The sequence below is a fragment of the Corynebacterium sp. ZY180755 genome, assembly GCF_054331495.1.
On the sequence record NZ_CM135811.1, the window covers coordinates 430,577 to 443,069 of the forward strand.

The 12,493-nt window shown below is 54.8% G+C and carries 15 protein-coding genes; 13 read left to right on the plus strand and 2 right to left on the minus strand.

Going from position 1 to position 12,493, the window contains the following annotated elements:
- The first annotated feature begins 34 nt into the window (after positions 1-34).
- From map to ACXM2N_RS02080, 13 genes are all read left to right on the plus strand, one after another.
- Positions 35-829 (plus strand): type I methionyl aminopeptidase, encoded by a 795-nt coding sequence (map, locus tag ACXM2N_RS02020; protein WP_458489520.1) that lies wholly within the window; start codon positions 35-37, stop codon positions 827-829.
- A 183-nt stretch (positions 830-1,012) separates the two neighbouring features.
- Positions 1,013-1,819 carry a L,D-transpeptidase gene (locus tag ACXM2N_RS02025; RefSeq protein WP_458489522.1) on the plus strand — a complete coding sequence of 269 codons (807 nt, stop codon included), beginning with the start codon at positions 1,013-1,015 and terminating at the stop codon, positions 1,817-1,819.
- 301 nt (positions 1,820-2,120) lie between these two features.
- Complete coding sequence (infA, locus tag ACXM2N_RS02030) at positions 2,121-2,339, plus strand: translation initiation factor IF-1 (protein WP_025251938.1); 219 nt, start codon at positions 2,121-2,123, stop codon at positions 2,337-2,339.
- 230 nt (positions 2,340-2,569) lie between these two features.
- Complete coding sequence (gene rpsM, locus ACXM2N_RS02035) at positions 2,570-2,938, plus strand: 30S ribosomal protein S13 (protein ID WP_458489524.1); 369 nt, start codon at positions 2,570-2,572, stop codon at positions 2,936-2,938.
- Between the two features lie 3 nt (positions 2,939-2,941).
- Positions 2,942-3,346 (plus strand): 30S ribosomal protein S11, encoded by a 405-nt coding sequence (rpsK, locus tag ACXM2N_RS02040; protein ID WP_458489526.1) that lies wholly within the window; start codon positions 2,942-2,944, stop codon positions 3,344-3,346.
- Positions 3,347-3,368: 22 nt separating this feature from the next.
- Positions 3,369-3,974, plus strand: a complete 606-nt coding sequence (gene rpsD, locus ACXM2N_RS02045) for a 30S ribosomal protein S4 (RefSeq protein ID WP_458489528.1) — start codon at positions 3,369-3,371, stop codon at positions 3,972-3,974.
- 111 nt (positions 3,975-4,085) lie between these two features.
- Positions 4,086-5,102 carry a DNA-directed RNA polymerase subunit alpha gene (locus ACXM2N_RS02050; protein WP_458489530.1) on the plus strand — a complete coding sequence of 339 codons (1,017 nt, stop codon included), beginning with the start codon at positions 4,086-4,088 and terminating at the stop codon, positions 5,100-5,102.
- A gap of 70 nt (positions 5,103-5,172) precedes the next feature.
- Positions 5,173-5,688, plus strand: a complete 516-nt coding sequence (gene rplQ, locus ACXM2N_RS02055) for a 50S ribosomal protein L17 (protein ID WP_458489532.1) — start codon at positions 5,173-5,175, stop codon at positions 5,686-5,688.
- Between the two features lie 137 nt (positions 5,689-5,825).
- On the plus strand, positions 5,826-6,023 hold the full coding sequence (locus tag ACXM2N_RS02060; RefSeq protein ID WP_458489534.1) for a YgaP family membrane protein: 198 nt from the start codon (positions 5,826-5,828) through the stop codon (positions 6,021-6,023).
- 37 nt (positions 6,024-6,060) lie between these two features.
- Complete coding sequence (locus tag ACXM2N_RS02065) at positions 6,061-6,264, plus strand: YgaP family membrane protein (protein WP_458489536.1); 204 nt, start codon at positions 6,061-6,063, stop codon at positions 6,262-6,264.
- Between the two features lie 278 nt (positions 6,265-6,542).
- Positions 6,543-7,430, plus strand: coding sequence for a tRNA pseudouridine(38-40) synthase TruA (gene truA, locus ACXM2N_RS02070; protein WP_458489538.1), 888 nt, complete (start codon positions 6,543-6,545; stop codon positions 7,428-7,430).
- Positions 7,431-7,664: 234 nt separating this feature from the next.
- A complete protein-coding gene (gene eccB / locus ACXM2N_RS02075) occupies positions 7,665-8,954 on the plus strand; it encodes a type VII secretion protein EccB (RefSeq protein ID WP_458489540.1) in 1,290 nt (429 codons plus the stop codon).
- Positions 8,955-9,065: 111 nt separating this feature from the next.
- A complete protein-coding gene (locus ACXM2N_RS02080; protein WP_458489542.1) occupies positions 9,066-9,494 on the plus strand; it encodes a TIGR02611 family protein in 429 nt (142 codons plus the stop codon).
- Here the strand turns inward: ACXM2N_RS02080 and mycP are convergent.
- Both mycP and eccD read right to left on the minus strand, forming a co-directional pair.
- Positions 9,491-10,687, minus strand: a complete 1,197-nt coding sequence (mycP, locus tag ACXM2N_RS02085) for a type VII secretion-associated serine protease mycosin (RefSeq protein ID WP_458489544.1) — start codon at positions 10,685-10,687, stop codon at positions 9,491-9,493. The genes ACXM2N_RS02080 and mycP overlap by 4 nt on opposite strands.
- An 8-nt stretch (positions 10,688-10,695) precedes the next feature.
- Complete coding sequence (eccD, locus tag ACXM2N_RS02090) at positions 10,696-12,078, minus strand: type VII secretion integral membrane protein EccD (RefSeq protein WP_458489546.1); 1,383 nt, start codon at positions 12,076-12,078, stop codon at positions 10,696-10,698.
- Positions 12,079-12,493: the final 415 nt, after the last annotated feature.

A 12,493-nucleotide genomic window follows, 5' to 3' on the forward strand; every position in this document is an offset into this window, starting at 1 on the left:
CCTTAAGGCGGCAAAGAGAGAAAGTGATCAGCTAGTGGGATTTCGGAAAAAGAAGAAGCAGATTGCAGCAAAGACACCAGCAGAGCTTGATGCAATGCAGGCGGCCGGTGAGATTGTTGGTAGGGCCTTGCAAGCCGTGAAGGCCGCGGCAGTCCCAGGTATCAGCACCTTGGAGCTAGATGCTGTGGCTGAGGACGTCATCCGTTCTGCCGGTGCTATTCCTACGTTCAAAGGCTATGGGGGATTCCCCGGCTCAATCTGTTCCTCGGTCAATGACGTCATCGTGCATGGTATTCCTAATGCGGAGACAGTTCTCAAGGAAGGGGATCTCGTCTCCATTGACTGCGGCGCAACTTTTAACGGGTGGGTCGGTGACTCCGCTTGGAGCTTCGGTATCGGTGAGATCGCAGAGGATGTAAAGGCGCTCAACGAGGCCACCGAGTGGGTTCTCCACGAGGGCATGAAAGCTATGGTGCCGGGAAATCACCTGACGGATCTTTCACACGCCCTCGAGTTGGCTACCCGTGCTGCTGAGAAGAAGTTCGGCGTGAAGCTGGGAATCGTCGACGGCTACGGTGGCCACGGCATTGGTCGCACCATGCACGAAGAGCCGTACCTGGCCAATGAGGGCAAGCCGGGAAGGGGACCTATCATCCAGGAGGGTTCTGTCTTGGCTATTGAGCCCATGCTGACCTTGGGCTCTGTGGATTCCTTAGTTCTGGATGACGAGTGGACCGTGATTACTGACGACGGTTCCTGGGCGTCCCACTGGGAGCACACAGTCGCGGCAACCGCAGATGGTCCGAGGATTTTGACTCCGCGAAAGTAGGGCGCGCAAGAGGGGATAAGCACAAGGGAGGCCGTTGGCAGCATCTCCGTTCACGGAGACCTGACGAGTAAAACCGGTTACCGCTGTGAAAGCCGGTGGCAAAAAGTTCAAATTTTGAATCAATTGGGGGCAATTTTTACGCAAATTCCCTGATTACCGGCAAAACGGTCTATAGTCTTTAGCATGTCTTTCAAGCCACGTGACTCTAAGTCTTCAAAGAAGCGCCGCGTTACTGCGGCTGTAGCTTCCGTTATTTCCGCGGCATCCCTCTTCGCCGCGACCCCAGCGGTTGCCACCGCTCAGGCTAATCCCCTCGCCGGCGTAACATCAAGCGTTCCTTCCTTCAATCTGAATAAGGCTCTTGCTGATATCAACAAGCAAACCCGTGATAACGCTTGGAACACCCGCAACCGTTGGATTGCTCAGGCCAAGGCTGCATTGCCAGCGCCTCAGGCTAAGCAGGCGGAGCGGGCTATTGATGGCGCCATCAATGCTTTGTTCCCAGGTCTGATCGCTGAGCGCAAGGCGGAGATTGCTGCGCGTGAACGCGCCGCCAAGGAAGCAGCTGCGCGCAAAGAGCGCGAACGCAAGGCGAAGGCTGAGCGCGAGCGTCAGTTGAAAGCTGAACGCGCACGCCTCAACACTGGACCTTGCCCAGTAACGGCACGCGCCTGTGTAGACATCGCCGGTGGTCGTTCTTGGATTCAGGAGAACGGTCGTGTAGTACACATGGCTCCATCCTCTGCTGCTCGTCCAGGCTATGACACCCCAAAGGGGCAGCACTACGTGACCCGTAAAGTAAAGGACGAGGTTTCCTACCTGTTCAACATGGCGCCAATGCCAAACGCTGTGTACTTCACTAACAGTGGGCACGCATTCCACTCTGGTGTAGTGGGAGACCTTTCCCACGGCTGCATCCACCTGAATTACAACGACTCCGTCGTTTTCTTCAATAGCCTCAACGTTGGAGATTCTGTCTACATTTACTAACCTCAGCGCTTGATCGCTGGGGAATGGGCGAGGCTTTCCCATTGTCCTAACGATCTAGCACAGCACGAACGTGGATCTACCAAAGTGTAGGTCCGCGTTTTTTCGTAGTCTGGCCCAGGGTACAACGGTGTGGCAAAAACAAATCTCGATATTAGGTTGTATTTGCGTAGATAAAGCTGTAATGTTGTCAAATGGTGTGCAGGTTTCTGCCTGTGCACTGGGTAAATGACCAAAATCTTAAGGTACGCGCTTAGGCAACGAAAGTTACTAGTTGGCTCTCGGTACCGTGAAAGTAGAGGATATGGCTAAGGAAGGCGCAATCGAAGTAGAGGGCAAGATTATCGAGCCACTACCAAACGCAATGTTCCGCGTCGAACTCGACAACGGGCACAAGGTTCTTGCACACATTTCGGGCAAGATGCGTCAGCACTACATCCGTATTCTTCCTGAGGATCGCGTGGTCGTGGAGCTGTCTCCATATGACTTGACCCGTGGTCGCATCGTTTACCGTTACAAGTAATAAATAGAAGCCTCCTTGCTTCAATGAACTAACGTCGCCGCCAGCTCAGAGAGCTTGCTTGTGTTCTCTATGAGTGGCGGATATACGGCGTTTATTCACACTCACCTTTGGCAGCGATGGCCGAAGCCTCGTGTATCTCATCCCATCGTCCGGCTCCGACCGGGCAAAGTGATGGCTGGCGAGGACGAGCAAGGAGAAAACCATCGTAACAACCGGAAAGGTTATGCCACATGGCACGTCTAGCTGGTGTGGACCTCCCACGCAACAAGCGTATGGAGGTTGCACTCACTTACATTTACGGCATCGGCCCAGCCCGCGCCGCAAAGCTGCTCGAGGAGACCGGCATCTCCCCAGATCTGCGCACCGACAACCTGTCTGATGACCAGGTTGCTGCACTGCGTGACGTTATCGAAGCTACCTGGAAGGTAGAGGGTGACCTCCGCCGTCAGGTTCAGGCTGACATTCGCCGCAAGATTGAAATTGGCTCTTACCAGGGTCTGCGCCACCGTCGTGGTCTGCCAGTTCGTGGTCAGCGCACCAAGACCAACGCTCGTACGCGTAAGGGTCCTAAGAAGACGATCGCCGGAAAGAAGAAGTAATTCATGCCTCCTAAAGCACGCTCTGGCGCGCGCCGCACTGGCCGCCGCGTCGTAAAGAAGAACGTGGCTGCTGGCCACGCTTACATCAAGTCCACCTTCAACAACACCATCGTTTCCATCACGGATCCTAACGGTGCTGTTATCTCTTGGGCATCCTCCGGCCACGTTGGCTTCAAGGGTTCCCGTAAGTCCACTCCATTCGCTGCACAGCTTGCTGCTGAGAACGCTGCACGCAAGGCAATGGATCATGGCATGAAGAAGGTTGACGTATTCGTCAAGGGCCCAGGTTCGGGCCGCGAGACCGCTATCCGTTCCCTCCAGGCTGCAGGCCTTGAGGTTACCTCTATCTCGGATGTGACCCCACAGCCATTCAACGGCTGCCGTCCACCGAAGCGTCGTCGCGTTTAAGGAAAGGAAAAGGTAACTTACTATGGCTCGTTACACTGGCCCAGCAACCCGTAAGTCCCGCCGCCTCCGCGTCGACCTCGTCGGCGGAGACATGGCATTCGAGCGCCGCCCATACCCACCAGGACAGGCCGGCCGCAACCGCATCAAGGAATCTGAGTACCTGCTGCAGCTCCAGGAGAAGCAGAAGGCAAAGTACACCTACGGTGTTCTTGAGAAGCAGTTCCGTCGTTACTACGCAGAAGCTAACCGCCTCCCAGGCAAGACTGGTGAGAACTTGGTTATCCTTCTGGAGTCCCGTCTGGACAACGTTGTTTACCGTGCAGGTCTGGCACGTACCCGCCGCCAGGCTCGTCAGCTGGTCTCCCACGGCCACTTCACCGTAAACGGCAAGAAGGTTAACGTTCCTTCTTACAAGGTCTCCCAGTACGACATCATCGACGTTCGTGAGAAGTCTCAGAAGATGATGTGGTTCGAAGAGGCTCAGGACAACCTTCTCGATGCAGTAGTACCTGCATGGCTCCAGGTTGTTCCAGCAACCCTGCGCATCCTCGTGCACCAGCTGCCCGAGCGCGCTCAGATCGACGTTCCGCTGCAGGAGCAGCTCATCGTCGAGCTTTACTCGAAGTAATTTCAGTTTGCTTGCAATGCCCCAGGCGTTGCTCAAACAGGAATCTTCCTCATATCCATCCTTTTGCATTCTTAAGACGTCAGATAGCGGTCGTCACACAAGGAGACATAAATGCTCATTTCTCAGCGCCCAACCCTTACCGAAGAGGTTGTCGATAACGCACGCTCCAAGTTCACCATTGAGCCACTGGAGCCAGGCTTTGGCTACACCCTTGGTAACTCGCTGCGTCGCACCCTGCTGTCCTCCATTCCTGGTGCAGCAGTAACCAGCGTCAAGATCGACGGTGTTCTCCATGAGTTCACTACGATTTCTGGTGTAAAGGAAGACGTCTCTGACATCATCCTGAACATCAAGGGCTTGGTACTTTCTTCTGACTCAGATGAGCCAGTTGTCATGTACCTACGCGCTGAGGGTCCAGGTCAGGTCACTGCTGCGGCTATTGAGCCACCAGCTGGTGTTGAGGTGCACAACCCAGACCTGCACATTGCAACCCTTAATGAGCAGGGTCGCTTGGAAATCGAAATGGTTGTTGAGCGTGGCCGTGGCTACGTTCCTGCAACCCTGTACTCCGGAGCTAACGAGATCGGCCGTATCCCAGTTGATCAGATTTACTCCCCAGTACTGAAGGTTAGCTACAAGGTTGAGGCTACTCGTGTCGAGCAGCGTACCGACTTCGATAAGCTGATCATCGATGTTGAAACCAAGAACTCCATTGCTCCACGTGACGCACTTGCTTCTGCTGGCAAGACCTTGGTTGAGCTGTTCGGTCTCGCTCGTGAGCTGAACACCTCTGCTGAAGGCATCGAGATCGGTCCTTCCCCACAGGAGACCGAGTACATCGCTGCTTACGGTATGCCAATTGAGGACCTGAACTTCTCTGTTCGTTCCTACAACTGCCTGAAGCGCCAGGAAATCCACACTGTTGGTGAGCTCGCAGAGTGCACTGAATCTGATCTGCTGGATATCCGCAACTTCGGCCAGAAGTCCATCAATGAGGTAAAGATCAAGCTTGCTGGCTTGGGTCTTACCTTGAAGGATGCGCCAGAGGATTTCGACCCAACGCAGTTGGAAGGTTACGACGCTGAAACCGGCGACTACGTCGATGTGGATGCGGAAGATTCCGAGTAAAACAATCTAAGGTTACCGGTGACTACCAGGTAGCCAGCGCTCACAAAAATCCGTACACGAGGAGTACACCATGCCTACCCCTAAGAAGGGCGCCCGTCTCGGCGGTTCCGCGAGCCACCAGAAGCACATTCTGTCTAACCTCGCGGCACAGCTGTTCGAGCACGGTGCCATCAAGACCACCGATGCCAAGGCTAAGATGCTGCGTCCATACGCAGAGAAGCTGATCACCAAGGCAAAGGGCGGCTCTGTCGCTGACCGTCGCAACGTTCTCAAGCTCGTTCCTAACAAGGACGTAGTTGAGTACCTGTTCAACGAACTTGCTCCAAAGTTCGAGAACCGCAACGGTGGCTACACCCGCATCATCAAGCTCGAGAACCGCAAGGGCGACAACGCTCCTATGAGCCAGATCTCCCTCGTTCTTGAAGAGACCGTTTCTGCCGAGGCAACCCGCGCTACCCGCGCTGCTGCTTCCAAGAAGGCAGAGGAAGAGTCTGCTCCAGCTGAGGCTGAGGCTGAGGTAGAGGAGACCAAGGCTGAAGAGGCTGAGGTTGAGGCTGCTGAGGAGACCAAGGAAGAAGAGAAGTAATTCATCTTCCCTTGAAGTTCTAGCTTCCTAGGATCCGCACGTTCTATTACGAACGTGCGGATCTTTGTTTTTTCAGTGTGAGTTTTTACTCCCTACATACCCAAATGCATCGTGCCTTAGGTGGTTACAATGCACGTATGGGAAAGAATGAGTCTCTGCTAGACCGTGGTATTCGCGTTGTCATTGCGGCCGTCGCTGTTGTCTTAGGGGTTTATGTTCTCAGCGGTGTCTGGTCCGTAGTTGCCTACATCGTTGCCGCGGTCATGGCTGTGACCGCAATCGCGGGAATTTGTCCGCTTTATAAGGTTTTTGGGGTTAATACCTGTAAGTCTTGATGTCACGGACGTGAACAAGAATAGTTAGGAGTAGAACATGCAGAAGAATGAATCATCTACAGACCGCATAGCACGTGCAGTGGGATCGGGTTTGCTTGCGATTACTGCCCTTGCGGGGCCAGGTCCAAAAACCGCCGTAGGTAAGGGACTACTAGGAGTATCTGCAGTTTTGGGCGTTACCTCTGCTGTAGGTTTTTGCCCGCTGTACAAGGCCGTTGGGCTCAGTACCTGCGAGCAGTAGGGTACTGACTGTTTCGGTGCCCTTCTTGCTGGGTACTTGGTCGGCCGTGGCCGTAGTGCCAGTTGTGATGCCCATACAGTAATGCACTAAACGGTAAGAGACAGAGTGCGATGAGGGTTATGGAGCCGTAACGCTCATGGCGTGCTATGTCCTGGCGAGGCCTGAAGTACACGCAATGGCACCGGGTTGCTTCTTAGGAGTGACTCGGTGTTTTCTCATTGCTAGCTGGTAAACTTCCACAGGTTGATGTCGCGGATTGTTGATGGGAAAGGGCCAGCGTGGAAGAACAAACGTCTCCAGTGGGTAGCGAGGACGATGTCCGTATTCGCCTGGATTTGGCCTACAACGGGGCCAATTTCCACGGCTGGGCGCGTCAGGGTAGCTCTGATCTGCGCACTGTTCAGAAGGTCTTGGAGGATGCTCTTTCACTGATCCTGCGCCACCCGATTGAACTGACCGTTGCTGGCAGGACTGATGCGGGGGTGCACGCTGCTGGCCAGGTTGCGCACTTCGATATCCCTCGAGCGGCGCTTGATACGCGTTCGATTGATGGTGATCCATCGCGATTGGTGCGTAGGCTCGCGCGCCTTCTTCCCCAGGACGTGCGTGTGCATCGATGCGAATTCGCCCCAGAGGGTTTCGATGCCCGCTTCTCTGCTCTGAGACGGCATTACGTCTACCGCATTACTACGGCTGATAGGGGAGCGCTTCCTACTCGCACGGTCGATACGGCGGTATGGCCACACGATGTTGATCTGGGTGTTATGCAGGCTACCGCAGATGTGCTGGTGGGGCTGCATGATTTTGCGGCTTTCTGCAAGTACCGCGAGGGGGCAACTACTATTCGTGAACTCCAGAAGTTTGAATGGAAGGATGGCTCAACAGCTTTAGAGCCTCAGGTTTATGAGGCGCATGTAGTAGCTGATGCTTTCTGCTGGTCCATGGTGCGTTCTCTCGTCGGGGCATGTTTGGTGGCTGGGGAAGGAAAGCGGGAGGAGGGCTTTGCCCTTGGGCTTCTCGACGAAACCACGAGGTCTTCTCGGGTCCCCGTTGCCCCGGGCAACGGGTTGTCTCTGGTGCAGGTTGATTATCCGGAGGATAATCAACTAGCCGCGCGGGCTCAGGAAACACGGGCCATGCGTGACGGTGGGGATGTCGGCAAGTAATAGGGATCCTCACAAGGTCAGTGCCACGACCGTACCGGGGCAGCACCCGAGCCGTTAAGTATGCTGGAAAACATCATTACCAAGTAGTAATGTTTACAGTGATTTCGTGCGCTATATATTTTGGGGATCTAGCGTTACTGAAAATCATGAAACGGGGTCACGCCCTTCATCCTGCATGCCTAACCGGGGTGAGGGGATTGGAAGCTTATGCGTAGCTAAAAGGACCTCAACGCTATGGGAGAACTCAACCCCACCACTAAAGCCCAAGTATCCGGACACAAATTTCTTAAGCGGCGCGTGGAACACGGGCTGGTCATGGGCGATATCCGCATGATCCATGATCCGCTGGCGCGGCGCAAACGAGCACTAACATTCGGTATCGCCGGTGCTGCGCTCATTGGCGTCGGTGCTGGCGCAATGGCGATATTTGCCCCGCAAGCAAACCCCGGTGACGCCGCCATTATTGCCGCTGAATCTGGGCAGTTGTTCGTCCGTGTGGAGGATGCCTATCACCCAGTAAGCAATCTGGCGTCCGCGCGGCTGGTCAGCGGCCAGGCTGAAGATCCCGCCAAGGCCGATGATGACATTCTCTCCCTCATGCCTAAATCAGTCCCAGTAGGGATTGTGGACGCCCCATCGATCATCGGGGATCAATCGGTATTGCCGGATCTGGAATGGTTTGCCTGCGTTGAGCCTCACAAACGGGAGAATCGCCTTGATGAGGCTCCAGACAGGATCGTTTTTGTGATCGATGATCAAGCAAGCTCCCGTAGTTTTGATGCGGGCGCGTTCATTGCGCGCGTGGACAACAACGGTGTAGACACTGACTACTTGGTTACATCGGAAGGTCGAATGAAGCTTCCCGCCGCGGATTCTCCAGAGGGGCGTGTAGTTCGCCGTGAACTAGGTATGGACGCGAACACCACCTTGTGGACTCCACCTGCGGATGTACTAGCAGCTATCAAAGAACTACCGGAGTTTGCACTACCACCACGTGACGCCCAAGTCTGGTCCACCGGTGAACACTCTTCCACGGGCAGTTGGTTGTACTACCAAAACTCCGTCGCTCGCTTGAGCGAACTACAGTTCCGGATCCTTGAGAGTTTAGAGTACGAGCAGGTCAGGGTGAAGATGGCGGACGTCAATCAGAAAGATGACCTAACTCTAGTGATGTCTATGCCTAGCAAAAAGGTAGAGCTGAAGGATCCTCGTACCACCACCGTCTGCGTGAACGAGCAAGGTCAGCTGGTGGGAATGGGTACCCAGGTAATGGAGAAAGCTGCGGCACTAGGCGGTGATTCGGTTGCCACGCACTTCGTTGGTCCCGGGCGCTCCATCGCAGTCAACACAGGTGCTGGCAACCACCTCATCGCTGAAACGGGTCTGCGGCACCAAATAAAAAGCGATGCGGAATACACCGCTTTGGGTGTGAACCAAACCCAAGATATCCCATGGGTGCTGTTGAGGCTGCTTCCGGAGGGCACTGTTTTGTCACGAGAGAACGCAGTAAGGCCGCTTTACTAACGCAACCGGCGTGTACTGATAGTTGGTAGGATGGGGAAGAATCTCTGGAACCAGCATTCCACTGCTTCTGGTCACTTCTAACAGAAAGATCTCGACCTCCGTATGTCCTCCATGCGCGATGCAGTTGCGAAAAAAGTAGCTGCTATCGAACAACGCCATCAAGCCTTGAAGCAGATGCGCTTCGGTTTTTTGATACGCCCAGCGGTGCTTGTCATTGGTTGGATCGTCACTGTATTCGGTCTCGTTACCATCCCCTTTCCCGGTCCGGGGTGGTTCACCGTTTTCGTAGGCGTGGGCATCCTGTCGCTGGAAGTCCACTGGGCGCATCATCTCATGGAGTGGGGCATTAAAAAGTACGAACAGTTTTTTGACTGGTACAAGAGTAAGAGCACAGCAACGCGCTACCTTGTCATTTTCCTGATCTGTGGATGCGTATGGGTGGTGGTGGGTTCCACCATGTACGGCATGTGGTACTTTGACAAACTCCCAGCGCTGGATCCGGTAATTGAGGCATTCACCAACTTTGAAAAAGCTTCCTAGTTACGCTTCCTTTTTCTACCTAGAGCTATAGTCAGCAGCAAGAAGAAAACCGCGATGGCCGATAACAGTGCAACCGTATTCCTCAACGTAGGCGGTTGGTGTCTATCCTGAGCAGAGATGACAACTGCGTGTGTAGGGGGTGTTTCATCCGCCATCATGGATACCGCTACTTCAGGCGACACTGCGCCGGTTAGCGGATCAACGGATTCATACAGAACCCTCCTGATATCGGCCGCGGAGGCTCTGGGCGCACGCTGCTTCATCAACGCTACTGTTCCGGCAACATAGGGTGCAGCGAAGCTAGTGCCAGAGAAATTGCTTACGCTCCCGTTGTGTGTGGTTCCTGAGGCAAGCCCGCGGGAATCAGGGGAGAGCGCGGTGTGCACCAATCCAGGTGCACTGAGTCGAGTCCATGGGGAGCTAATGGAATAGTCCGCAATCGTTGCTGGGTCTTCATAGGCGGCCACACCCACCACCTGGTCATGGTGCGCCGGGTAGACCGTCGATCCTTGTGGGCACTGGGAAGATTCATTGCCTGCGGCTGATACAACCACTGTCCCTTGTCGCTCGGCACGTGCGAGTGCGGCGTCAAGGCCGCTTGTGTCTACTGCGGCTGCTGTGGGTGGGATACATGAGACGACAGAGACGTTGATGACGTCAGCTTTCTTATCTAGCGCAACGTGGATGGCATCGATGAGCGTTTGGAGCGATCCACTGGATTGGTCACCGGCGCGTCGGTGGAGAGAAGATGACTGCCTAATGGAGATGACGGTGGAATCTGGGGCTACTCCAACGATGCCATCACCGGTGTCTCGGGCTGCGATGACACTGGCAACGATTGTCCCGTGCGCGTCGCAATCGAAGTAGCCGTCGAAGGAATCCTCTACTAAGTTGCCACCGTCTTCCACCGGTCCCAATCGCGGATGACGAGCTACGCCTGTGTCAATCACCGCAACCCGCACTCCTGATCCAGTGGCCAACTTATGGGCGTTGCGGTACTCATCGCCAACTGCTGCCTGGGCCAGTATCGTGCGATCCGTAGCTCCCTCCAACGTGATGCATTCAATCTCGGCATCCTCCGGGCTGCCTTGAGGCGCCTCCTGAGAGAGGGCCAGTGGGGTGGGAAAAGACAACGTGATAAGAAACGTCATCGCGGTCGCGATGACTCGGCGGGCGCATGTTCTAGCTACCATGGTGATTCCTAACCTAGTCCACGGATCAAGATGAAGGTGCCGGCAATGTGGAGGGCCAGTGGAACTGACGCCGCGATGCATAGTGACTCTAGGCGTTCAATCCACACAATCGTGGTGGGCTCGAGCGCGGATATCTTGGTTGACCACAGGGGTGAGGAAGCCAGTACGGCGCAGGCTAGGCAGGCGATGATGAGCATGGGAGGTGACTGATTGTCGGCGGCTATTGCACAGCAGATCAGCGCGGTAAGCCCGATGAGCCAAGTAGCCCACACAGCCACGGTGCGGTAGTGGCGATGGGCATGAATTAACACGCTTGCGCCGGCGGTGATACACAGTGCCTGGTTGAAACCGCCACCAGAAATGCCAACAGCGCACAATGCCGGAATCATAAAACCAGCTAGGCCAGCGAGCATGCCATCCAAAATGTGAGCTGCCCGCTGTGCCTGCTCGTCCGGGTTCGATGGGGTCTTGTCACTGATGGATAAGTCCTGTCCGGCGCTCGGCAGGCGGGGAACCTTCAGCCCAGCGAAACCACACGAAATGGTGGGGGAGAAGGCCAAGAGTAAGAGGGCAACTGTGATTCCACAACCGGCCACGGAGAAAACCCATCCATAGCGAGCGATATTGAACCCCGGGGTAAAGATCCATGCCCCTGGCGCCGAAGCCACTGTAAGAGCACCGGTAGTGCAGCACGCACTGAAAACACTGAGGTGGTGCTTCCGCAGGACCTGCAAAACCACGCTGATTGTAATCATCGCGGCTCCGGCGCTGAGCATTGCTAGGCCACCATCGGTGGGCGAGACCGTGTTACGCACCGCGGTTATTAGGCTATCTCCTGGGGAGAGCACTGCCCACCATGCTGATGCGCCGGCGAATGCGACGGTGGATACAAATAAAGCTGAGTTCCGGCGCCAGCTCAAAACGGCTGTGGCTGTGATGATGAGAAGGAGGCAGCGCCACGTGTTGCCCACGGCAGGAATGGGGGCTAGAAGGAATGCAACGGCTAAGCCGATGAAGCCGGCCACAGCTGCAACGTCTTGGGTGCCACTAGGTTGTGGTGCAACTTGGGATAAGTCAGAAAGGGCTTCTGCTGAATCCTTAGCGATCATCGCAGGAGCTGGCCGCTGTGGAGCAATAATCAGCACACTGCCTTGGGTAAGCCCTTGGGTATGAAGTGGCTTGCCTGGGTCAATCTTGGTGCCAGAGCCGGTGAATCCCTCCCAAGGGACCGTGATGTTGGGCGCATTAACTAAGGAGAGAATATCTGGCAGGGTTTCCGCCAAGCTAGATGTGGCAGGCAAACACATATCCGTACCTGAACGGATTGTTTCAACGTCACCGCCAAAATCAACGCGTACATGGACACGAAGAACATGATCAATCAGGGTCATTGATGAACACACCTCACTACTTACTATCCACGCGTCATGCGCGCGAAAATGAGAGTGAGTTTCCTCTACGAAGTGTCCCCTGAAATAGCTGTTGGAAAATTCAGATTTATGCAGCACCCCAATGCTGCCGAATTCAGTACCGCGAGCTCAGTGAACATGATACATGCAGAATAATTACGTGGAAAGTCTTTTGCATTTATATAAATTGCTTTACACTTGCTCCTAGTTCCGTGTTGGACGGAATCATCTGAAGTACTTACTCAGAAGTTCCTGCATTACCTAGCGCTCACTAGGAATCAGCGCACATTTCTGAAAAATATCTTCGGGGTGGCACCTTGCCGTTATTGCCCACAAGGTAGTTACGCCAAGGTCCTTATTTCATGCGGTAATGGCTTTTCCGAAAGTCATGTGCCTC